The 21,809-nt window shown below is 67.5% G+C and carries 24 protein-coding genes; 15 read left to right on the top strand and 9 right to left on the bottom strand.

Features of this window, described 5'->3' with window-relative positions; all coding sequences use genetic code 11:
- Positions 1 to 71 precede the first annotated feature (71 nt).
- Together QRO91_RS16160 and QRO91_RS16155 are read left to right on the top strand one after the other, a co-directional pair.
- Positions 72 to 695, top strand: coding sequence for a DUF2239 family protein (locus QRO91_RS16160; protein WP_285310471.1), 624 nt, complete (start codon positions 72 to 74; stop codon positions 693 to 695).
- Positions 696 to 828: 133 nt separating this feature from the next.
- Positions 829 to 2,193: an MATE family efflux transporter gene (locus QRO91_RS16155; RefSeq protein WP_197650393.1), complete on the top strand. Its 1,365-nt coding sequence runs from the start codon at positions 829 to 831 to the stop codon at positions 2,191 to 2,193.
- Positions 2,194 to 2,328: 135 nt separating this feature from the next.
- Here the strand turns inward: QRO91_RS16155 and QRO91_RS16150 are convergent, their stop codons facing one another.
- Complete coding sequence (locus QRO91_RS16150; RefSeq protein WP_285310470.1) at positions 2,329 to 2,973, bottom strand: class I SAM-dependent methyltransferase; 645 nt, start codon at positions 2,971 to 2,973, stop codon at positions 2,329 to 2,331.
- A 350-nt stretch (positions 2,974 to 3,323) separates the two neighbouring features.
- Here QRO91_RS16150 and QRO91_RS16145 point away from each other — a divergent pair, with 350 nt between their 5' ends.
- From QRO91_RS16145 to QRO91_RS16120, 6 genes are all read left to right on the top strand, one after another.
- Positions 3,324 to 3,938, top strand: coding sequence for a phosphatidylcholine/phosphatidylserine synthase (locus tag QRO91_RS16145; RefSeq protein WP_197651256.1), 615 nt, complete (start codon positions 3,324 to 3,326; stop codon positions 3,936 to 3,938).
- A gap of 22 nt (positions 3,939 to 3,960) precedes the next feature.
- On the top strand, positions 3,961 to 5,040 hold the full coding sequence (phaE, locus tag QRO91_RS16140) for a class III poly(R)-hydroxyalkanoic acid synthase subunit PhaE (protein WP_197651255.1): 1,080 nt from the start codon (positions 3,961 to 3,963) through the stop codon (positions 5,038 to 5,040).
- Complete coding sequence (locus QRO91_RS16135) at positions 5,037 to 6,104, top strand: class III poly(R)-hydroxyalkanoic acid synthase subunit PhaC (protein ID WP_285310469.1); 1,068 nt, start codon at positions 5,037 to 5,039, stop codon at positions 6,102 to 6,104. The genes phaE and QRO91_RS16135 overlap by 4 nt, the downstream gene beginning before the upstream one ends.
- Before the next feature lie 33 nt (positions 6,105 to 6,137).
- On the top strand, positions 6,138 to 6,506 hold the full coding sequence (locus QRO91_RS16130; RefSeq protein ID WP_197619825.1) for a YfeK family protein: 369 nt from the start codon (positions 6,138 to 6,140) through the stop codon (positions 6,504 to 6,506).
- Between the two features lie 67 nt (positions 6,507 to 6,573).
- Complete coding sequence (locus QRO91_RS16125; RefSeq protein ID WP_014037612.1) at positions 6,574 to 6,777, top strand: PspC domain-containing protein; 204 nt, start codon at positions 6,574 to 6,576, stop codon at positions 6,775 to 6,777.
- The gene (locus QRO91_RS16120; protein WP_197619826.1) at positions 6,774 to 7,226 is read left to right on the top strand and encodes a hypothetical protein; all 453 of its coding nucleotides are present in this window, start codon (positions 6,774 to 6,776) and stop codon (positions 7,224 to 7,226) included. The genes QRO91_RS16125 and QRO91_RS16120 overlap by 4 nt, the downstream gene beginning before the upstream one ends.
- Before the next feature lie 136 nt (positions 7,227 to 7,362).
- Here the strand turns inward: QRO91_RS16120 and QRO91_RS16115 are convergent, their stop codons facing one another.
- From QRO91_RS16115 to QRO91_RS16110, 3 genes are all read right to left on the bottom strand, one after another.
- Complete coding sequence (locus QRO91_RS16115) at positions 7,363 to 8,196, bottom strand: IS3 family transposase (protein ID WP_404830271.1); 834 nt, start codon at positions 8,194 to 8,196, stop codon at positions 7,363 to 7,365.
- Entirely contained in the window at positions 8,193 to 8,486 is a 294-nt protein-coding gene (locus QRO91_RS22600) for a transposase (protein WP_019338990.1), read from the bottom strand. Before QRO91_RS22600 ends, QRO91_RS16115 begins: the two co-directional genes overlap by 4 nt.
- Before the next feature lie 181 nt (positions 8,487 to 8,667).
- Positions 8,668 to 9,042 (bottom strand): DUF4124 domain-containing protein, encoded by a 375-nt coding sequence (locus QRO91_RS16110; protein WP_049427395.1) that lies wholly within the window; start codon positions 9,040 to 9,042, stop codon positions 8,668 to 8,670.
- Positions 9,043 to 9,122: 80 nt separating this feature from the next.
- Here QRO91_RS16110 and pssA point away from each other — a divergent pair, with 80 nt between their 5' ends.
- From pssA to rimI, 3 genes are read left to right on the top strand one after another with little or no spacing between them, the layout of a single operon-like run.
- Complete coding sequence (gene pssA, locus QRO91_RS16105) at positions 9,123 to 9,899, top strand: CDP-diacylglycerol--serine O-phosphatidyltransferase (RefSeq protein ID WP_046983850.1); 777 nt, start codon at positions 9,123 to 9,125, stop codon at positions 9,897 to 9,899.
- Positions 9,896 to 10,405 (top strand): hypothetical protein, encoded by a 510-nt coding sequence (locus tag QRO91_RS16100; protein WP_049427392.1) that lies wholly within the window; start codon positions 9,896 to 9,898, stop codon positions 10,403 to 10,405. Before pssA ends, QRO91_RS16100 begins: the two co-directional genes overlap by 4 nt.
- On the top strand, positions 10,402 to 10,899 hold the full coding sequence (gene rimI / locus QRO91_RS16095) for a ribosomal protein S18-alanine N-acetyltransferase (protein WP_049427388.1): 498 nt from the start codon (positions 10,402 to 10,404) through the stop codon (positions 10,897 to 10,899). Before QRO91_RS16100 ends, rimI begins: the two co-directional genes overlap by 4 nt.
- Positions 10,900 to 10,935: 36 nt before the next feature.
- Here rimI and QRO91_RS16090 read toward each other — a convergent pair whose 3' ends face one another.
- From QRO91_RS16090 to QRO91_RS16075, 4 genes are all read right to left on the bottom strand, one after another.
- A complete protein-coding gene (locus QRO91_RS16090) occupies positions 10,936 to 11,757 on the bottom strand; it encodes an EamA family transporter (protein WP_049427384.1) in 822 nt (273 codons plus the stop codon).
- A gap of 134 nt (positions 11,758 to 11,891) precedes the next feature.
- Positions 11,892 to 14,720, bottom strand: a complete 2,829-nt coding sequence (locus QRO91_RS16085; RefSeq protein WP_049427382.1) for a valine--tRNA ligase — start codon at positions 14,718 to 14,720, stop codon at positions 11,892 to 11,894.
- Positions 14,721 to 14,792: 72 nt separating this feature from the next.
- Positions 14,793 to 15,218: a DNA polymerase III subunit chi gene (locus tag QRO91_RS16080; RefSeq protein ID WP_014645876.1), complete on the bottom strand. Its 426-nt coding sequence runs from the start codon at positions 15,216 to 15,218 to the stop codon at positions 14,793 to 14,795.
- Positions 15,219 to 15,300: 82 nt separating this feature from the next.
- Complete coding sequence (locus QRO91_RS16075) at positions 15,301 to 16,779, bottom strand: leucyl aminopeptidase (protein ID WP_285310468.1); 1,479 nt, start codon at positions 16,777 to 16,779, stop codon at positions 15,301 to 15,303.
- Between the two features lie 104 nt (positions 16,780 to 16,883).
- Here QRO91_RS16075 and lptF point away from each other — a divergent pair, with 104 nt between their 5' ends.
- Together lptF and lptG are read left to right on the top strand one after the other, a co-directional pair.
- The gene (gene lptF / locus QRO91_RS16070; protein ID WP_049427375.1) at positions 16,884 to 17,966 is read left to right on the top strand and encodes an LPS export ABC transporter permease LptF; all 1,083 of its coding nucleotides are present in this window, start codon (positions 16,884 to 16,886) and stop codon (positions 17,964 to 17,966) included.
- Positions 17,963 to 19,069, top strand: a complete 1,107-nt coding sequence (lptG, locus tag QRO91_RS16065; RefSeq protein WP_049427372.1) for an LPS export ABC transporter permease LptG — start codon at positions 17,963 to 17,965, stop codon at positions 19,067 to 19,069. The genes lptF and lptG overlap by 4 nt, the downstream gene beginning before the upstream one ends.
- Before the next feature lie 90 nt (positions 19,070 to 19,159).
- On the opposite strand, the gene QRO91_RS16060 is transcribed toward lptG, so the two are convergent.
- Positions 19,160 to 19,651: an RDD family protein gene (locus QRO91_RS16060; protein ID WP_049427371.1), complete on the bottom strand. Its 492-nt coding sequence runs from the start codon at positions 19,649 to 19,651 to the stop codon at positions 19,160 to 19,162.
- Positions 19,652 to 19,707: 56 nt separating this feature from the next.
- Here QRO91_RS16060 and xerD point away from each other — a divergent pair, with 56 nt between their 5' ends.
- Together xerD and QRO91_RS16050 are read left to right on the top strand one after the other, a co-directional pair.
- Positions 19,708 to 20,685, top strand: a complete 978-nt coding sequence (xerD, locus tag QRO91_RS16055) for a site-specific tyrosine recombinase XerD (RefSeq protein WP_197650568.1) — start codon at positions 19,708 to 19,710, stop codon at positions 20,683 to 20,685.
- Positions 20,686 to 20,785: 100 nt separating this feature from the next.
- On the top strand, positions 20,786 to 21,571 hold the full coding sequence (locus QRO91_RS16050) for a DsbC family protein (protein WP_049427368.1): 786 nt from the start codon (positions 20,786 to 20,788) through the stop codon (positions 21,569 to 21,571).
- Positions 21,572 to 21,809 lie beyond the last annotated feature (238 nt).

Raw genomic sequence — 21,809 nt, 5'->3', positions numbered from 1 at the left:
AATACCCGGGTGATATTGACGGACGCAAATTACCCGGGCAATATTTGTGCATCGCCCCCGATGCCAATGCCATGCCTGCGTCCCGACTGCCCCCCTTCAGCTGTTTCGACGGCCATCGCCTGGTCGTTTCCGGTGCGCCGGAAGTGGCCGCGCTGGCCCTCAAACAGCTGCGCGCCGACAACGCCGCAGGTCCGTTGCTGGTGTTCGACAATGCCACCGGCCGCACCCGCGATTTCGATACGCGCGGCAGCGACGCGGAACTGCTGACGCGGGTCGCCGAAGCGTTTCCGGCGCCGCTGCAGACGGATGTTGAAACCCACGCCGAAGAAACCGAAGATGCACCACCCCCACGTGGCCGCGGTCGCCCGAAACTGGGCGTGGTTGCGCGCGAAGTGACGTTGCTGCCGCGCCATTGGGCATGGCTGGCCGAACAGCCGGGCGGGGCCTCCGTGGTGCTGCGCAGGCTGGTGGAAGCGGCCAGCCGTGCGGGTGCAGACAAGGACCGGCAGCGCCGCGATACCGAGCGCGCCTATCACTTCCTGCAGGCCATTGCCGGTGATCTGCCCGGCTTCGAGGAAGCCATCCGCCTCCTGTTTGCGCATGACCGCGCGGGCCTGGAAGCGGCGTTGCACCGCTGGCCCGGGGACGTGCGCGATCACGCCCTGCGGCTGGCCTTCGATATCCCACCTGTTTAAGTACTGACGTTCGACCCAGGGCGCCGTGGATGAACGACGGCGCCGCTTGATCGCGGGCGACTGCCCGCTTACCTCGTGCTTGCTTTGCTGGCGGAAACGCCGGGCAGGGCAGCGCCTTGCCCAGAGAAACCCCATGAGCCTTTCCGCACACGCGACACCTCCGGTTGCGCCGCCGCTGTCGCGCACCTACCTGGCCCTGCTGCTGCCCATGCTGATGACCAACGCACTGCAGCTGGCCGCCGGCACGCTGGACAACGTCTACCTCGGCCATCTGCTTGGCACGCAGGCGGTGGCTGCCGCCGCTGCGTTCTTCCCGGTGTTCTTCCTGCTGATGGCCCTGGTGATGGGCCTGGCGACGGGCGCAATGGTGCTGATCGGCCAGGCCTGGGGCGCAGGCCAACCGCAGCGGGCACGCGCCGTGGCCGGCAGCGCGGTGGCGCTTGCCCTGCTGTTGTCGCTGCTGGTGATGGGCGTGGGCGGCGTGTTCGCGCCGCAGATGCTGGCGGCACTGGGGACGCCGGCGCCGGTCCTCGGCGAGGCCATCGTCTATGCGCGGGTGCTGCTGCTGAGTGCGCCGGCGTTCTTTCTGTTGTGGCTGGCGACGGCCGTGAGCCGCGCGGTGGGGGACGCAAAGACGCCGTTGCACGCGCTGCTGCTGGCGACCGTGCTCGGCCTGCTGTGCACGCCACTGCTGATCCTCGGCTGGGGCGGCCTGCCGCAGCTGGGCGCGGCCAGTACCGCGGTGTCGGCGGCATCTGCCTCGCTGCTGGCGTTGGTCTGGTTGCTGTGGCGCTGGCATCGCCTGGGGCATCCGCTGGCACCCGGCCATGAGCTGCTGCGGGCCATCCGTTTCGATGGCGCGATCATTCGTTCGATGCTGCGCATCGGCGTGCCGTCCTCGCTGCAGATGCTCAGCCTGGCCATTGCCGAGATCGTGTTGCTCGGCTGGATCAACCGCTATGGCTACACCGCCACGGCGGCCTACGGTGCGGTCAACCAGTTGATGAGCTGGGTGCAGCTGCCGGCCATGTCGCTGGGCATCACCGCCACCATCCTCGCCGCGCATGCGATGGGGGCAGGACGTGCGGCACGATTGCCCGCCATTGCCCGCACCGGCGTGATGCTGGGCCTGGCGATGCTGACGGTCGTGGTGCTGCTGGTGATGGCGCTGGCGCCGTGGCTGACCGGCCTGATCCTGGCGGCGCCGGAGGTGCGTGAACTGGCGGCACTGCAGCTGCGCACGGTGGTGTGGGGCGTGCTGGCGATGGGCGGCACCACGGTGCTGGTCGGCGTGATGCGCGGCAGCGGGACTGTGCTGCTGCCGGCGTTGCTGGGCATGACAGCGGTGCTGCTGCTGGAGCTGCCGTTGGCGATGTGGCTGCAGGCGCGGCACGGGCTGACCGGCCTGTGGTGGGCGTGGCCGCTGGGACTGGTGGCGATGCTGGTGTTGCAGGCGCTCTGTTTCGCGCGATGGCGGCGACGGACGCAAGGTGGGTAGTGCCGGCCGCTGGCCGGCAAACCGGAACGGCCGGAGCAGCCGGCCAGCGGCCGGCTCTACCGCTCGGTCGGATCGCATCCGGTGAAAATCCACGCCGATGCCGGTCGGGTAGCGCCGGGCCATGCCCGGCGGCAATCAGCGCCGATGCGCCAGCAGCAGGTGGAAATGCTTCTCCCGCGTCTGCCCGTCATTGCTGGCGGCGGTTTCGCGATGGCTGCGCCAGGCCGAGATGTTGAATCCCGATACGCGCATCGCCAGCTCAACTGCGTCCAGCTCATGCAGCTGGAAATCGGCGGCAAACGGCAGGCTGCGCATGAAGGCCGCATCGCCGAACGCCAGGCACAGCCGGCCTCCCCGGCGCAGTACGCGCGCAAGCTCGTCCAGCACCGGGGCCAGGTTGGGCCAGAAGTACAGGGTGTTGACCGCCAGTGCGGCATCCACGGATGCCTCGTCCACCGGCAGCGCATGGGCATCGCCCAACCGCATCGCCGCCCGGTCGCCCAAGCCGGCACTGGCCAGCCGCCGGTTGCCGGCCTCGACCATGGCGGCGGACAGTTCAACGCCCAGGTACTGGCTGCCCGGCGCCTGCAACAGCTGGGGCGCGAAGGCCGCATTGCCGGGGCCGACCTCCAGGATGCGCTCGCCGGCCGCCACCGCCAGCAGCCCGATCGCGGCCAGGTTCAGGGCGCTGTTGCTGCGGTTCATCGAGTCGGCCACCGCCAGCGCGGCGTCGCCATGGGGCTGCCGCAGCTGCGCGGCCAGGGTGGAAGCATCCAGCATCGTCGTCGTCCATCGAAGAGATTCGGACGTGGCGGCGGCGGGCCCGCCGGTGACCATAGCGCTGACCTTGCGGCTTGGGAAGTAGGGAAACCCCGCTGCAGGGTGATGAGGAAATGTCCAGCGTCGCAGTCGGTGAGATCTGGTTGTCCACAGGGGGTGTGGATTACGCGTGGGCAACTTTGTGGATAAGCCGCGACAGGCGCCACCCCCCTAGGCTGTCAAGATGGGTGGCGAAAAATTCACCGCTGGTGAGGATGGGTGAGCGCATGGTGAAGAATCGGCCTGGCAGGCGCTGTCACCCATGGCGGCGCTCGCGGTAACCTGTGGGCCTTGATGCTCCGTGAGACCCCATGAAACGTCACTTCTCGATGCTGCGCGAATTCCAGCTGGCCGACTGGTTCACCCTGGCCAATGCTTTCTGCGGCACCGGTGCGGTGTTCGCCGCGATGCGTTTCCTGCAGGGCGGCGAGCGCGGCTACCTGCTGTTCGGCATGGCGCTGATCCCGCTGGCCTTCATTTTCGACGCCCTTGACGGGCGCATCGCGCGCTGGCGCAAATCCAGCTCCACCCTGGGCCGCGAGCTGGACTCGCTGTCGGACGTGATCTCCTTCGGCGTGGCGCCGGCGGCGCTGGCCTATGCGTGCGGCATGCAGGGCGGCTGGGACTGGCTGGTGCTGAGCTACTTCGTCTGCTGCGGCGTCAGCCGCCTGGCGCGCTACAACGTCACCGCCGAGGCGCTGGCCGGCGACGAGGGCAAGGTCAAGTATTTCGAGGGCACGCCGATCCCGACCAGCCTGGTGCTGGTGATCGTGCTGGCCATCGCTGCCGGTACCGATGCCATCGGCCAGGACCTCTGGTTCGGCCAGTGGCAGATCGGCCCTTGGCAGCTGCACCCGATGGTGCTGCTGTTCGCCCTGTCCGGGTCGCTGATGATCAGCAAGACCCTGCGCATTCCCAAGCCATGAGCCAGCCCTGCGGAGGCCTGCGATGACCAGCTCGGCCCACGACGCCGGCAGCAGCGATTTCGAAGCCCTGGCCCGGCAGTACTTCGGTGCCTGGGGCGATGCCCTGCGCCATGCGACCACGCCCGGTGCACCGGCCGGTGATGATCCCGGCAGTTGGCAGCGGCTGTTCGACTGGTGGGGCCAGCTGTTGCCCGAGCAGGCGCAGGGCGCACCGGACGATGCCGTGCGGCGCTTCCGCGAACAGGCGGGCAACTGGTACGGCACCATGCAGGACGTCGCCGCACGGTTTGCGGGTCGCGACGCCAGCAGCGCTGAAGTGGCCCAAGCCTGGCGCGAGGCGGTGCAGGCGCAGGGCGACGGCATGCTGCAGTGGATGCTGCAGGGTGCCCGTGGCAGCACCCATGCCGGCGCCGCCGTGCCCGAATTCGCCGCGTGGTTGCAGCAGTTCCAGCTGCAGGCCGGTCCGTGGCTGCAGAGCCCGGCGTTCGGCCCCGGGCGCGAGCACCAGGCACGCTGGCAGGCCCTGCTGCGGGCGCAGGAGGAATACCAGCAGCATTCGCGGGCCTACGTCGATCAGATCAGGCAGGCGCTGGACGAGGCCTTCGCGCTGTTCGAGCAGCGCTTGGCCCAGCACGAACAGCCGGGCAGCCAGCTGACCAGTGCGCGTGCGATGTTCGACCTGTGGATCGATGCGGCCGAGGAGGCCTACGCCAAGGTCGCCATGTCCGAGCCGTTCCAGCAGGTGTATGCCTCGCTGGGCAACGCACAGATGCGACTGCGCGCCGGCCTGCAGCGCGAGGTGGAACAGATGAGTGAGCGTATCGGCTTGCCGACCCGCAGCGAGATGGACGCTGCGCATCGCCGCATTGCCGAACTGGAGCGCAGCCTGCGCCGCCTGCAGGCGCAGGTGGCGGTGCTGGCGGGCACTGCCGCGGTGGATCCGGTGTCGCAGCCGGCACCGGCAAAGGTGAAGCCCGTGGCACGCAAAGCTGCGAAGAAGGTCGCACCGGCGAAGAAGCCGGCCGCGAAGAAGGCGCCGGCGAAGAAAGCATCGGCGAAGAAGGCTGCCGCACGCACCACCTCACGGGCGCGTGACCGATGAAAGGACCGCTGGGCTTCAACGCCGATGACCTGATGCAGGAAACCCTCGCCATGCAGCGCAAGCTGATGGAAGGGCTGAAGCTGCTGCCGCAGGTGGAAGACGTGGACTATGGCGTGACCGCCCGCGAAGAAGTCTGGCGCGACGGCAAGGTGGTGCTGTACCGCTTCGTCGGCGAGCAGGCACCCACCCGCCGCACGCCGCTGCTGATTGTCTATGCGCTGGTCAACAGGCCGTACATGGTGGACCTGCAGGCCGACCGCTCGCTGGTACAGAAGCTGCTGGCGCTGGGCCAGGACGTCTATGTGCTGGACTGGGGCTACCCGGACCGCTCCGAGCGCTTCCAGACCCTGGAGGACTACCTGCTGCGCTACATCGATGGCGCGGTGGAGGCGCTGCGCGCGCGCAGCGGTGGCCCGGTGGACCTGCTCGGCATCTGCCAGGGGGGCGTGTTCGCGCTGTGCTATGCGGCACTGCGCCGGCAGAAGCTGGGCAAGCTGATCACCATGGTCACCCCGGTTGATTTCCAGACCGCCGACAACATGCTCTCGCACTGGGCACGGCAGGTGGATGTGGATCTGCTGGTCGACACGCTGGGCAACATCCCGGCCGATCTGATGAATGCCAGCTACCTGATGCTCAAGCCGTTCCGGCTGAACGTGCAGAAGTACGTCGGTCTGCTCGACATCCTGGATGACAAGGCCGCGCTGGAGGATTTCCTGCGCATGGAGAAATGGATCTTCGATTCGCCGGATCTGGCGGGCGAGGCGTTCCGTGACTTCATCAAGCAGTTCTACCAGGGCAACGGGCTGGTGAACGGCACGGTGCGGATCGGCGAGGAAGCGGTGGATCTGTCGCAGGTGACCCTGCCGGTGCTGAACATCTATGCCGAGCAGGATCATCTGGTGCCGCCGGATGCATCGCGCGCGATGCGTGGGCGCCTGGGCACCGACGACTACACCGAGTCCAGTTTCCGTGGCGGGCATATCGGCATTTACGTGTCCGGCCGCGCGCAGCGCGAAGTGCCGGCGACGATTGATGACTGGTTGAAGGCGCGTGACCTGTAGAGTCGAGCCATGCTCGACTGACCTGGGGGGATGATGACGTACCGGATTCTTTTGATTTTTGCGGCACTGCTGGCAGTGCCGCTTGCCCACGCCGCACCCAGTGCGGATGCACAGCGCGAGATCGCCCAGCTGATCTCCAGCCTTGATGGCTCGCAATGCAGGTTCCAGCGCAACGGCAGCTGGTATGACGGCAGTGACGCGCGTGCGCACCTGCAGCGCAAGTACGACTATCTGCTGAAAAAAAACCAGATCGACAGTGCCGAGCAGTTCATCGAGCGAGCCGCCAGCCAGAGCAGCATGAGCGGCAAGCCGTACCGTATCCAGTGCCCGGGACAGCCTGAACAGAGTGCAGCTGCCTGGTTCGGCGCACGCCTGCAGGCGCTGCGCCATCGCACGCCGTAGATATGGGGGCGGTGTAGAGTCGAGCCATGCTCGACTGGCTCTGCCCGCAAGCTGAGGAGACACCGCCATGAACACCACGCCCAAGACGCTGTCGCGTTCATTGAACGACCGCATGATTGCCGGCGTGATGGGCGGCATCGCCCACCGCTTCGGCTGGAACCCCACGCTGGTGCGGATCGTGTTCGTGCTGGTCTCGATCGGTTCGGCGGCCTTCCCCGGCATCCTGGTCTACCTGATCCTGTGGCTGCTGATGCCGAACGAGGCCGATTGAAGACTGCCCCGGAGCCCTGGCCGATCTGGCTGCGCGCGCTGCAGGTGCTGGGCGCGGTGTGGACGTCACCCAATTCCCTGATCGGCGTGATCGGCGGCCTGGCCGGCATGCTCGGCGGCGCGACATTGCGCTGGAGCGGCCGTGACTGTGCGCTGGTGTTCGACCGCTGGCCATGGGGGCCGGGTGGGGCGATCACGCTGGGCAATGTGATCCTGCACACCGGCCATGACCTGGGCATTTCGTGCCGGACCTATGCGCATCAGGCGGGGTGGGGCGTGGAGCCGCTGATCCGGCTGGACGACCACGAACGCGCGCACGTCTACCAGTACATGGTGCTGGGGCCGCTGTACCTGCCGGTGTACCTGCTGTGTGGCGGGGTGAGTGCGCGGAATCCATTCGAGCGCGCGGCCGATTATTTCGCCCGGTACGGGCGTGGCTGGTGGCCGTAGTTTCCAGCCAACGGCGCAGCCCCTCGTGACGTGGTCGCGGAATGCGTTTCATGCGATTGGGCCGGGCAGGATGGGTTCGCGGGACACGCCGTAAACCTGTGGTGGTCCAGTATTTTTGGACACTCCCAAAGGGAGTTCAGGCCACCTGCTCTTCACAAAGCGCAGGTGGCACAAGGCCGTTGGCACTGTGTAGCCGACGGTGGTTGTACCAGTCCACGAACTGCTCGATGTCTGCTGCCGCCTCCTGTCGAGTGGGGTATTTGGAGTAAAGCCATTCCCCTTTGAGGGTGGCGAAAACCCGTTCCACCACCGCGTTGTCCCAGCAGTTGCCCTTCCGGCTCATGCTCTGGGTGATGCCGTTGTCACGCAGGATTTCGGCCATGGCATGGCTGGTGTACTGCCGACCTTGATCCGAGTGGAAAAGTAGTCGCCCGTTGGGACGACGCTGTTTCAGCGCCCCGCGCAGGGCTCTGACGGCCAGCCAGGCATCCCCTTCGTGAGAGTGAGCCCAGCCCACGATCCGGCGGGCAAACAGATCCACCACGATGGCCAGATAGAGCCAGCCTTGCTGGGTCGGGATGTAGGTGATATCCCCTGCCCAGACCTGGTTGGGGGCCGCCGGGTTGAATTGGCGTTCCAACACGTTGGGCGCCGTCAGTGCCTGCGGCCCAAGGCTGTGGTACTTGTGCCGCCGGTGCTGTCGCGCCCTGACACCGGCTCGGCGCATCAGCGTCCGGGCGCGGTAGCGCCCCATGGGTAGGCCGCAGTTGGTCAGCTCCCTGGCCATCTTGCGAGAGCCACAGCTCCCCCGATGGGACTGATGAATGCGACGAACCAGATCAACCTGGGCCAGCAGCGCCCGGTCAATCCGGGGCTCCCGGTGCAGCCAGGCGTAGTAGCTGCTACGGGGATAGTCCATCAACTGACACACCAACCGGATCGGAGCGACCTTCCCCAATTCCTGGATCACCTGTTCCGGTGATCGCTGTCCCGAATGAAGAAGGCGATGGATTTTTTTAGCAGGTCGCGCTCCTCCTTGAGCCTGCGATTCTGGGCCTCCAGCTCGGCGATTCTGACCTGGGCATCCACCGGCGGTGCCTCGGCCTGAGGGTCATGCTTTCGCCGCCATTGCTCGATCCAGCGCCTCAGCGCCGTCGGGCCGACATCCATCAGCTGGCAGACGTCCCTGACTGTCTGCCCCTCCACAACGACAAGGCGAACCGCCTCATCCCTCATGCCCTGAGTGATCTGTTTTGCCATGGGTCTACCTCGATGCTCGAAATTGATCCTATCGAGTGTCCAAGTTGATTAGACCACCACAGGTTTACGGCGTGTCCTGCCAGCCCACACCGCCCCGCCAAACCCACAGAAAGCCCGTAGCCGGCTGTTGACGTTGCCGTTGCTTGAAGCAGGTGCAGGGCTGCAAGCCCTGCCGATACCCTCACTCCGCCGGGCAATACGCCTTGATGGCCGCTTCCGCCAACCCCTTCTGCGCGCTGCGCTGTTCCGGGGTCAACGCGGTATCGGGCTTGCCGTCGCCATCGGTGTCGTGCATCACCTGGCCGGAGCCTTCCAGCAGGGCCAGGTTGGCACGGGCGGTGCTGCACTGTTCCGGCACCGGCGCGGCCGGTGTCTCGGCGCTGGCCGCGGCCTGAGGGCTGCGGGCCTGCTCGCGGGTCTCGAATTTCTTGCCGGCCGGCGGGGTCTCCGAGTACTGGGTCACGCCATTGGCGTCCTTCCATTTATAGACCGGGCCGGCCACGGCGTTGGCACTGGCCAACAGCAGCAGGCATCCAAGGCAGGACAGGGCACGCATGGCAAACTCCATGGAATGGGCGTAGAACGCCGATTGCAGCATTGGCGCCGAGCACTGGCAAGTCGATTAAACTGGATTCCATGGACCCGATCACACCGCCGCCGCGTTCGCGCACGATTTACCTGCTGCCCAACCTGTTCACCACCGCCGGCCTGTTCGCCGGCTTCTACGCGATCATCGCCGCGGCCAACGGGGATTTCGTCAATGCCAGCATCGCCGTGTTCGTGGCAGCGGTGATGGATGGCCTGGACGGGCGCGTGGCGCGCCTGACCGGTACCAGCAGCGAATTCGGTGTGCAGTACGACTCGCTGGCCGACCTGGTCAGCTTCGGCATGGCCCCGGCGCTGGTGATGTACCACTGGTCGCTGTCGTGGCTGAAGTTCGATGACCCGCTGCTCGGGCGGGTCGGCTGGGCGGTGGCGTTCCTGTATGCCGCCTGCGCGGCACTGCGCCTGGCCCGCTTCAACACCCAGGTGGCGGTGGTCGACAAGCGCTGGTTCGTCGGCCTGGCCAGCCCGGCTGCGGCCGGCCTGATGATGTCCTTCGTCTGGGCCTTCGCCGATGGCAACCTGGGCTGGGACGGCAACCAGCTGCGCTATGTGGCGCTGGCGGTGACGATCGTCGCGGCGTTGCTGATGGTCAGCCGCATCCGCTTCTGGAGCTTCAAGGGCGGTGCTGCCAAGGGGGGGCGTTCCGACCGTGTGCCGTTCCTGGTGCTGGCACTGGTACCGGTGGCGATCGCCATCGCGGTCATCGATCTGCCGCGCGTGCTGTTCGCGGTGGGCATCCTGTACGCCTTGTCCGGCCCGGTGATGTGGGCCGTGCAGCGCCTGCGCAAGAAGCCCGAGGCCGCGTGAGCCAGGACCTGCCCGTGCTGTGGTCACCGGCCCAGCAGGCCTGGCTGCAGGCCATGGGTTACACCGTGTATCACGACGGCCAGCTGGCCGCCGAACTGGACGCCGCGCTGCAGTTGAGCGTGGCCGAAGCCGATGCGGCCGCAGCGGCTTCGGCGGAACCAGTGCGGGCGGGTTCGGCCTCCATGCGGGAACACCCTGCCGAAGCCGCAGCCGCTCCTCATCAGGGACGCCCGGCACCGCCGCGTCGCGAGACCCCCATCACCGCACCGGATACCGCGCCGGCACCGGTCCGTCCGCTGCCGGGCGGCAATGCACGGCAACCGGCGGTGCGGCTCCCGGATCGCCTGCAGATCGCACTGCTGCGTGCGTCCGGCTGCAATCCCAACGATCCCGCCACGCAGGCGCTGATGGACAGTTGGCCGCTGGACCAGCTGCGCCAGGATCCGGCCGCCAAGCGCGCTTTGTGGCCGCAGTTGCGTGCCCTGCGCAAGCGGGGCAGTGCATGAGCGCGGTCAGCCAGCCCGGCCCGGTCGGCCTGCGCGCATTGCGCGAGAGCGACCTCAATGCGGTGATGGCGATCGAAGTGCGTGGCTATCCGTTCCCATGGACCCGCGGCATCTTCGTTGATTGCCTGCGTGCCGGTTATCCCGGACTGGCGATGGAGCGCGATGGCCAGCTGATCGGCTACGGCGTGCTCAGCATTGCCGCCGACGAGGCACATGTACTGAACATCTGCATCGATCCGCTGGCGCAGTCGCGTGGGCTGGGTCGCCAACTGCTGCGCGCACTGGTGCAGCTGGCGGGCAACCGGGGTGCGCACCGCGTGTTCCTGGAAGTGCGTCCGTCCAATACACCCGCGCTGGCCCTGTACCACAGCGAAGGTTTCAACGAGATCGGCCGCCGTCCACGCTACTACCCGGCGGCACAGGGCCGCGAGGATGCGGTGGTGATGGCCATCGAACTGGTCGACGGCGACCTGCAGGCGATGCCGCCGTTGTAAGGGAGAAGGGGTGCCGCCCAGCGGCCGGCACTACCTCTACGCCAGCCGCAAGGCCAATATACCGCCCACGATGAGTGCCGCTGCCAGCCAGCGCGCACGCGGGATCCGCTCGCGCAGCAGGAACACCGAGATCAACAGCGCGAACAGGATGGACGATTCGCGCAGCGCTGAGACCATCGCCACCGGGGCCTGGGTCATCGCCCACAACGCCATCGCGTAGGACGCGGTGGTGCCGACGCCGCCGGCCAGTCCCAGCGGCCAATGCTGGCGCGCATAGTCCAGCACCGCGCCACCGCGGGTGTACAACGCCCAAAGTGGCAGTGGAATGCCCGACAGCAGGAACAACCACAGCGTGTAGCTGAGCGCACTGCCGGATTGGCGCGCACCCTGCGCATCGACCAGGGTGTAGGTGGCGATCATCGCCGCGGTCAGCAGTGGCAGGCGCAGTTGGCCGCCACGTGCACCCAGTGCCATGCACAGGATGCCGGTGCTCACCAGCACCACGCCCAGCCACGCGGCAGGGGGCAGCTGCTCGCCCAGCAGGGTGCCGGCCAGTGCAACCAGGATCGGCGCGCTGCCACGCATCAGCGGATAGGCCAGGCTCATGTCGACCTGCTGGTAGCAGCGTGCCACCAGGCCGTAGTAGGTCACCTGCAGCAGCACGGATGCAGCCAGCCAGGGCCAGCTGTGCGCGGCCGGGAACGGCAGGAAGGGCAGGGCGGCCGCCGACAGCAGTGCGGCGCTGCCGGTCACCAGCACGGTGCCGAGGAGCTTGTCCGGCCCGCGTTTGACGATCGCATTCCAGCTGGCGTGCAGGGCCGCAGCCGCGAGGACCAGCAGGAAGATGGAAAGAGGCATCGGGCGATGATGCCATGCCGGGAAAATGGAAACGCCGGGCATTGCCCGGCGTTTCCGATTCCGCATCGGTAGATGCCAACCTCTCCCGCCGTGGTAATTGCCAACCTTGGCTGGCACGCACCAGAGCGCGGCGCTTACAGCTTCGCGCGCTGCTCGCGCAGGCCGGCCAGTTGGGTATTCCAGTCGGCCAGTCGCACGCGTTCCTGCTCGACCACCGCCGGTGGCACCTTGTCGGTGAACCTGGCCAGCTTGGTCTCGCTCTTTTCCTTTTCGGCATCGACGCGGGCGATTTCCTTGTCCAGGCGCACGCGCTCGGCGTCGAGATCGACCAGGCCTTCCAGCGGCACCAGCAGCTTCAGTTCACCCACGATTGCGGCGGCGGCCGGCGGTGCGCTTTCACCTTCGGCCAGCCACTGGATGCTGTCCAGCTTCAGCAGGAACGACAGCGAGGCGCTGAAGCGTTCAATGCGCAGGCGGTCCTGTTCCAGGCCGGCCTGCAGGCGCAGCGGCACCAGCTTGGATGGGGCGACGTTCAGTTCGCTGCGCACGCGGCGCACCGCACTGATCACCGCCTTCAGCCATTCCACGTCGGCCTCGGCCTGGGCGAAATCGCCTTCGAACTCGGCCGCGGTCGGGTACGGGCGCAGCGACAGCGTGGTTTCGGCCAGGCCCAGGCGCGGGGCCAGCTGCTGCCACAGCTGTTCGGTGATGAACGGGGTCAGCGGGTGCAGCAGGCGCAGCAGCGCTTCCAGCACGTACAGCAGGGTGTGGCGGGTGCTTTCAGCATCGGCGGCGTCGGCACCGTTCAGGGCCGGCTTGCTCAGTTCCAGGAACCAGTCGCAGAACGCGTTCCAGGCGAACTCGTACAGGCACTGCGCCAGCAGGTCGAAGCGGTAGGCGGCGAAATGGCCCTGCGCTTCGGCGGTGGTGGCCGCCAGGCGCGCGAGGATCCAGCGCTCGGCATCGGTGCGCGGCTTGGGCACGCCGGTGAAGGCCGCGCCTTCAGTGTTCATCAGGGCGAAGCGGCTGGCGTTCCACAGCTTGTTGCAGAAGTTCTTGTAGCCCTCGGCGCGGTTCATGTCGAACTTGATGTCGCGGCCGTGGGTGGCCAGCGCGGCGATGGTGAAGCGCAGCGCGTCGGCACCATGGGCGGCGATGCCGTCCGGGAATTCCTTGCGGGTGGCCTTCTCGATCTTCTCCACCATCTTCGGCTGCATCAGGCCGCCGGTGCGCTTGGCGACCAGGTCGTCGATGGTGATGCCGTCGATGATGTCCAGCGGGTCAAGCACGTTACCCTTGCTCTTGGACATCTTCTGGCCCTGGCCGTCGCGGATCAGGCCGGTGAAGTAGACGTCCTTGAACGGGATCTTCCCGACCAGGTTGTCGGTGGCCATGATCATGCGCGCCACCCAGAAGAAGATGATGTCGAAGCCGGTGATCAGCACTGACGACGGCAGGTAGCGGTCGAAGCCACGCTCGGCCATGGCCTGCTCGTTTGGCCAGCCCAGGGTGGAGAACGGCCACAGCTGCGAGGAGAACCAGGTCTCCAGCACGTCGCTTTCCTGGTTCAGCACCACGTCGCTGCCGAGGTTGTTCTTCGCGCGCACTTCGTCTTCGCTGCGACCGACGTAGCAGTTGCCGGTGGCTTCGTCGAACCACGCCGGAATGCGATGGCCCCACCACAGCTGGCGGCTGATGCACCAGTCCTGGATGTTGTTCATCCAGTGGCGGTAGGTGTTGATCCAGTTCGGCGGCACGAAGGCGATGCTTCCGTCCTCGACCAGTTCCAGGCCACGCTTGGCCAGGTCGTCCATCTTCACGAACCACTGGTCGGTCAGGTACGGCTCGATCACCTGGCCGGTACGGTCGCCGCGCGGCACCTGCAGCTTGTGCGCCTTGGTCTCGACCAGGATGCCCAGGTCTTCCAGCTCGGCCAGCACGGCCTTGCGCGCTGCGTAGCGGTCCAGGCCCTGGAAACGCTCCGGTGCGTTCTCGTTGAGCGCCGCCACCGGGGTGAACAGGTTGATCATCGGCAGGCCGTGGCGCACGCCCACTTCATAGTCGTTGAAATCGTGCGCCGGGGTGACCTTGACCACGCCGGTGCCGAACGCACGGTCCACGTAGTCGTCGGCGATCACCGGCACGCGGCGGCCGGTCAACGGCAGCACCACGCTCTTGCCGATCAGATGGGCGTAGCGCTCATCTTCCGGGTGGACCATCACCGCGGTATCGCCCAGCAGGGTTTCCGGGCGGGTGGTGGCGACCACCAGGTAGTCGCGGGTTTCGCGCAGGGTTTCCACGCCGTCGGCATCGCGCTCGACGTGCTCGTAGCTCAGGCCTTCATCCAGCGTGTAGGCGATCGACCACAGGAAGCCATCTTCCTCGGCGCTCTCCACTTCCAGGTCGGAAATGGCGGTCTTCAGCACCGGGTCCCAGTTGACCAGGCGCTGGCCGCGGTAGATCAGGCCCTGCTCGTACCAGCGCACGAAGGCTTCGTTCACCGCGGCCGACGGCTGCGGGTCCATGGTGAAGGTGCTGCGCGACCAGTCGGCGGAGGTGCCGAGGCGGCGCATCTGGCGTTCGATGGTGTCGCCGGACTGCTGCTTCCACTCCCAGACCTTGCCGATGAAGCCTTCGCGGCCCAGCGAATCACGGGTCTCGCCCTTGCCTTCCAGCGCCAGGTTGCGGCTGACCACCATTTCGGTGGCGATGCCGGCGTGGTCGGTACCGACCTGCCACAGCGTGTCGTAGCCGCGCATGCGGTGGTAGCGCACAAGTGCATCCATCAGCGTCTGCTGGAACGCATGGCCCATGTGCAGCGTGCCGGTCACGTTCGGTGGCGGCAGCAGGATGGTGTACGGCTCGCCCGTGCCGGACGGCTTGAAGTGGCCGGCCTTCTCCCAGGCCTCGTAGAGGTCGGTCTCGAAGGACTTCGGGTCGTAGCTGGAGGCGAGTTGGGTCATGCGGGGGAACCAGGAGGTAATCGTTGAAGGATCAGGGCGCGGCGGCGGCCCATCAAGGGGGCCGGGGCGCGCTTACATGTCGTGCTTGTTCAGGTCGTAACCGGCGGCCTTGTACTGGCGCCAGCGTTCGCGCAGCGGTTCGCGCGCTTCCGGATCGGCCGGGACCACTTCCAGCACGCGTTCGCACTGGCCCAGCCAGGGCTCATCGCGCAGGTTGATCACCAGCGGGCGTGCCGGCGCGTCGGTGCCTGGTACGGCGATCAGCACCAGGGCCTCTTCCTCGTCCATGTCTTCGCCGGCGATCTGGTGCGGGATGTAGGCATCGTTGTCGAAGGCCCACAGCAGCTCGTCCAGCTCTTCGGCCTGGGCCTGGTCGCGGGCCAGCACCAGGGTGAACAACCCGGCGTCGTTGGCCTTGCGTGCCAGCTCGCAGACCAGGCGCAGTGGCTCGGTCAGGAAGCGGGGCTTGGCGATCAGGTAGAAGTCGGCGCGGGGCATGGCAGGGTCCGGGTCAGGCAGAAGCCCGGTCGTGCCGGGCGAGGCCCTGGCCGGCGTGGGCCGGCCAGGGTCGGGTACGGCATCAGGCGCGGGCGGCCTGGTCCAGCAGCCACTGGCTCAGCAGGCCGACCGGGCGGCCGGTGGCCATGCCACGCTTGCCTTCATCGCTGGCCACGCCGGCGATGTCCAGGTGCGCCCAGCGTTGGCCTTCGGCGAAGCGCGACAGGAAGCAGCCAGCGGTGATCGCACCGGCCCAGCGGCCGCCGATGTTGTAGACGTCGGCGAAGGTCGAATCCAGCATCGGCTGGTACTCGTCCCACAGCGGCAGGCGCCAGGCGCGGTCGAACACGTGCTCGCCGGCAGCCAGCAGCTCGTTGGCCAGGTCGTCGTGCTTGGTCATCAGGCCGGCGGTCTGGTGGCCGAGGGCGACCATGCAGGCACCGGTCAGGGTGGCGACGTCGACCAGCGCGGCCGGCTCGAAGCGCTGTGCGTAGGTCAGCGCGTCGCACAGGATCAGGCGGCCTTCGGCGTCGGTGTTGCCCACTTCGATGGTCTTGCCCGACATCGAGGTGATCACGTCAGATGGACGGTAGGCGTTGCCATCGATCGCGTTTTCAACGGCCGGCACCACCACGACGAGGTTCAGCGGCAGCTTGGCCTTCACGGCCGCGACGAAGGTGCCGATGACGTTGGCGCCACCGCACATGTCGTACTTCATCTCCTCGATGCCGCCTTGGGTCTTCAGGTTGACGCCACCGGTATCGAAGGTGATGCCCTTGCCGACCAGCACATAGGGCTTGGCGTCGCCGCCACCGGTCCACTTCAGCACGACCAGGCGCGGACGGTTGGCCGACCCGCGGGCCACGGCCAGCAGCGAGCCCATGCCCAGCGCTTCCATCTGGGTCTCATCCAGGATCTCGGCCTCGGCACCGTCGTGCTCGCAGGCAAACTTCACGCCCACTTCGGCCAGGTAGGCCGGGGTGCAGTAGTTCGGTGGCAGGTTGCCCAGTTCGCGGGCGAACTCGACACCGGCGGCGATGGCCTGGCCCTGGGCCAGGGCCTGGGCGTCGTCACCGGCAATGGCCAGCTGGGCCAGGCCGGCGTCGTCGGCCTTCTTCTTGCCCAGCGTGGCGGTGTAGCGGTAGGCGGCGTGATCGGCGGCGATCACTGCCTGGCGGATCGCCCAGGCCGCGTCGCGGTCCTTGATGGCCACTTCGGACAGGGTGAACAGTGCGCTGCGGGTAGCGCCGGCCTTCAGCGCGCGCACGGCGTCGCCAACGGCCTTCAGGTACTGCGGCACGCCGAAGCGGGCGGCATCGCCCAGGCCGACCACCAGCACGCGCGGGGCGGTCACGCCCGGCAGGTCGTGCAGCAGGGTGGTGGCGCCGGTCTTGCCGGACAGGTCGCCGCGCTGGGCCAGCGAGGCCAGGCGGCCGCCGCTGGCAGCGTCCAGGGCCTGTGCGGCCGGGGTCAGGGTATGGTCGGCGTAGGCGCCGACCACCAGGCAATCGACGGTGGCGGCGGCCGGAGCAACGTGGTTCAGGGTGAATTCGAGGGCCATTGAGCAGATTCCATTGGCGAGTCCGTACAATCGCAGGCCGTTTACGCCCAGACAGTAGACTGGGCGGCACCGCGAACGAACCCCAGAGTTTAAACCACCGCCCCATGCTGAAGCTCGACCGATACCTGCTGGGCGATTTCGTCCAGAGTTTCCTGGCTACCCTGATCGTCCTGCTGGTCGTCAGCGTAGGCGGCGTGCTGGTGGACATCCTCGGCAACATCGCCGACGGGCGTCTGCCGGCCAAGCTGCTGTTCTCCCAGCTGGGCCTGCAGTTCATCGCCTACCTGCCGCTGATCCTGCCGCTGGCGCTGATGCTTGGCCTGCTGCTGGCGGTCGCCCGCCTGTACCGGGACTCGGAGATGGCGGTCATCACCGCCATTGGCGTGGGCCCCAAGCGCCTGCTGCGGCCGCTGCTGATGCTGGTGGTGCCGGTGGTGCTGCTGGTCGGCGCCTGCTCGCTGTGGCTGGGCCCGTGGGCCGGCCGGGTGGCCGAGCAGATGATCGTCGAGGCCAACCGCAGCGTGCTGATGGCCGGCCTGGAGCCGGGCCGCTTCACCCAGCTGCCCAATGGCGGCGTGGTCTACCTGTCCTCGATCTCGCCCGATGGCACCCAGCTGGGCAAGGTGTTCCTGCAGCGGCAGAAGGATGACCGGCTGGAGGTGGTGTCGGCCAACGGCGGCCGCATGTTCTTCGAGGGCACCCGCCAGCGCTTCCTGGAGCTGGATGACGGCCACCAGGTGGAAGGTCCGGTGGCCGGTGCGCTGGACTACCGGTTGGCGACCTTCGCCCGCAACGACGTGGCCCTGCCTGATGGCGCGCAGACCCGCACCGAGGATGACCCGGAACTGATGCCGACGCTGAAGCTTATCGGTGACGAGCGCCCGCAGGCGCAGGCACAGCTGCACCGTCGCCTGGCACCACCGCTGATCGCGCTGGCGTTCGCCCTGCTGACCGTGCCGCTGGGCCGCAGCTCGCCGCGCCAGCAGCGCTACGGCCGGATGATGCTGGCCCTGATGGCCTATATGGTCGGTACCAACCTGATGTTCATCGGCAGTGGCTGGATTGCCAACGGCAAGATTCCGCCCGCGCTGGGCCTGTGGTGGCTGACTCTGCCGCTGCTGGCGCTGGCGATCTGGATGTATGCCCGTGATGGCCGCCTGGGCCGCCCGAAGGGAGCCCGCGCATGAGGCTGCGCCCGATGCGTTTCGATCTGTACCTGGGCCAGTCGGTGTTCACCACCGTACTGCTTACCTGGGCGGTGCTGGTCGGCCTGGACGTGGTGATGGCGTTCTCCGGCGAGTTCAAGGACATCGGCAAGAACGGCTACACCCTGGGCCATGCCGCCGCATGGGTGCTGTACACGGTGCCCCGCCGCGCCTACACGATGTTCCCCACCGCAGCGGTGATCGGGGCACTGATGGGCCTGGGCCAGCTGGCGGCGACCTCGGAGCTGACCGCGCTGCGTGCGCTGGGCCTGTCGCGGAAGCGCCTGAGCGTATCGGTGGCCATCGCGCTGTCGTTGCTGACCGCAGTGATGGTGCTCAGCGCCGAGACATTGGGCCCCTGGGGCCAGGACCGCGCCGATGCGCTGAAGTCCAGCGCCAAATGGGGGCGGGACATTTCCAGCAGCCGCTACTCGGGCCTGTGGGCGCGCGAAGGCGATACCTTCCTCAGTGCCGTCGCAGGCGAAGAGCAGCTGGTGGGCGACAAGGGCACGCGGCTGATCCTGCGCGACGTGCGCCTGTACCGCATTGCCGAGGACGGCCGGATCGCCTCGTTGACCCATGCCGACACCGTCGAGCATGACAAGGACGGCTGGATACTGACCGGGGTGCGCCGCGACACCTTCGGCGAGCGCTCGGTGACCCGCCAGGAAGTGGCGCGTGAGCCCTGGAATTCGAAGCTGGACCCGGCGGCGCTGGCTACCGGCATCGCCAAGCCACGCAATCTCAGCCTGGCGGAACTGAGCACCAGCATCGCCTATCGCGAGCGCAACGGCCTGGATGCGCGCGATTTCGAGGACGTGTACTGGAGCCGCTGGTTCTACCCGGTGAACGTGCTGGCGCTGTGCCTGGCGGCGGTGCCGTTCGCGTTCGGCTCGCTGCGTAGTGGTGGCATGGGCAAGCGCCTGTTCCTCGGTATCCTGTTCGCGCTGGGCTTCTGGCTGCTGCAGCTGTTCTTCGGCCGCATGGCCGGCGCGTTGAAGTTCGATTTCCGCATTGCCTATGCGTTGCCGCCGATCGTGATGCTGGCGGTATCGGGATTGCTGTTCCGGCGGAAATCGGGCTGATCGTGATTGTTGTAGAGCCGAGCCCATGCTCGGCTGCTTTTCGCTCACCGCTCGTCAGCCGAGCATCGGCTCGGCTCTACAGGTCGTGCATCAGCGCTTCGGTATCCGCATCAGGTGGGTGCCGCTGGCGCGGTCGTGCCAGGTCAGTCGCTGGCGGTCGATCCACGCCCACCAGAATCCCAGGCCGCCCAGCAGCAGTGACAACGTGCCCACGGCGAAACGCAGCCAAAGCTGCGTGCGTCGCAAGGGCGCGCCATCGCTCGATTCCAGCTTCAACCGCCACGGCCGCATGCCCAGTGTCTGTCCGCCGCGGCGCCAGCTGGCCGTGGCATACCCCCCCGTGATCAGCCAGCACACTGCCCACAGCAGCCACTGCCAGGCGCTGAACGGTGCAATGTTCTCGCGCTGGGCGTGGCCGCTGAAGGTGTAGGCCAGGGTGAACAGGGTGCCGGCCAGCATCCACAGCGCCAGCACCGGCAGCGCGTCGTAGACCATCGCCAGCGCACGCCACAGCAGCAAAGCGCGTGGGCGGGGCAGCTCGGTAGCGGCCGCAGGGACCGTATCAATGACGGGACGGGACATGCGCCGAGCATACGCAATGCTGGCCGCATCCGCAGTGGCCCTCGTATCCTGCACGCATGGCTTCTGTTTCCACCCCCGCCGAACGCCGCCAGCTGGTGCAGCAACTGCCGGAACTGCGCGCCGATGACAGCGTGCGCATCCAGCGTTTCCTCGATGCGATCTGGGCCGAGAACGGCCTGGCCCGCGCCACCCTCGACAGCTACCGGCGCGACCTGGAAGGGTTGGCACGCTGGATGGACGGGCGCGACGGTGGCCTGGCCGGCATCGAGCGTCCCGGCCTGTTCGACTACCTGGCCTGGCGCACCCGGCATGGCTGGTCGCCGCGAAGCAATGCCCGCCTGTTGTCGGCGTTGCGCGCGTTCTTTGCCGATGGCGTGCGCCGGGGCGACCGCAGCGAAGACCCCAGCGCGCTGCTGGACCCACCCAAGCTGCCTCGGCTGCTGCCCAAGGCACTGGCCGAGAGCCAGATCGACGCGCTCCTGGCAGCACCCGATGTCGACAGCCCGCTGGGCCTGCGCGATCGCGCCATGCTGGAGCTGATGTATGCCGCCGGCCTGCGCGTGAGCGAACTGGTGCTGCTGCCGGCCACTGCGGTCAACCTGCGCCAGGGCATGCTGCGGGTCACCGGCAAGGGCAGCAAGGAGCGGCTGGTGCCGCTGGGCGAGGAATCCCAGCATTGGCTGGAGCGTTACCTGCAGCAGTCCCGGCCGCAGCTGGTCGGCAAGGGCAGGGTACAGGCCTTGGCGGATGGGCAGACCCCGCTGTTTGTCGAAGCGACGTTGCATGCGCTGACCCGGCAGGCGTTCTGGCACCTGGTCAAGCGCTACGCGCAGATTGCCGGTATCGACCCGGTGCGGATCAGCCCGCATGGCCTGCGCCACAGCTTCGCCACCCACCTGCTCAATCGTGGCGCCGATCTGCGTGCGCTGCAGATGCTGCTTGGCCACAGCTCGTTGTCGACCACCCAGATCTACACCCTGGTGGCGCGCGAGCACCTGCAGAAACTGCACGCCCGGCATCATCCGCGTGGATGAGCGGGGGCCTGAACCCTGGCCCCGGGCGGTGCGCGGCGTCGCGGCCCGGTGCCGGTGGCTGTGTCAGAATCCGAGGTCTTCTTCTGCCGCGGACCGTTCCATGCTCCGATTTGCCATCGCCGCCGTGTTCGGCGCGCTCAGCCTGACGGCCTGTGCCCAGCCCGCGCCACCGGCCGCCAAGGCCCCTGCTACCACTGCGGCCAAGGCCAGCCCGGCCGCCAACGCGTCGGCCGACCAGGCCGTGCGTGCCGCGCTGACCGCGCTCAATCCCGGTTTCCAGGTGGATTACATCGGCGCTGCGCCGTTCCCTGGCTTCCGCGAGGTCGTCGTGTCCGGCCAGTTGCTGTACGTGTCCGATGATGGCCGCTACCTGTTCCAGTCGCAGCCGTATGACACCCGCGCCAAGGGCCCGGCCAACAGCGAAGGCCTGCTCGGCTACCGCCGCGATCTGCTGGCCAAGGCCAACCATGGCGACCGCATCGTGTTTGCTGCCCCGAACGCCAAGTACACCATCAGCGTGTTCACCGACATCGAATGCGGTTACTGCCGCAAGCTGCACCAGGACATCGCCGAGCTCAACCGCAACGGCATCTCCGTCGAGTACCTGGCGTTCCCGCGCATGGGCCTGGGCAGCAAGGACTACACCGACATGATCTCGGTCTGGTGTGCGGCTGATCGTCGCCAGGCACTGACCAACGCCAAGCGCGGTGGCAGCGTGCCGGCCAAGAACTGCACCAACCCGGTAGCGATGCAGTACGCACTGGGCCAGCAGCTGGGCGTGAACGGCACGCCGGCGATCTTCGCCCCCGACGGCACCCAGCTGGGGGGCTACCTGCCGCCGGCACAGCTGCGTGCGGCGCTGGAAAAGCTGTCGGCCAAGCGCTGATCACCGCCGGCCTTTTCCTGTAGAGCCGAGCCCATGCTCGGCTGCGGAAGGAGGAGCCGAGCATGGGCTCGGCTCTACATCAGGCCCATGCTCAGGCGATCTGCACCACGCGTGGGTTCTGGCACAGCGGGTAGCTGGCCACGAACCCGGCAATCGCTTCGCGCATCGCTTCGAACGATTGACCATACATGTACACCGCGGTTTCGGTCGGGCCCTGCCACCAGCTGGAGATCTCGCC

This window comes from Stenotrophomonas maltophilia group sp. Smal32, assembly GCF_030237085.1.
Lineage (GTDB): Bacteria > Pseudomonadota > Gammaproteobacteria > Xanthomonadales > Xanthomonadaceae > Stenotrophomonas > Stenotrophomonas maltophilia_Q.
Note: the sequence above shows the minus strand (reverse complement) of the source record. Positions and strands in the feature narration are given on the sequence as shown.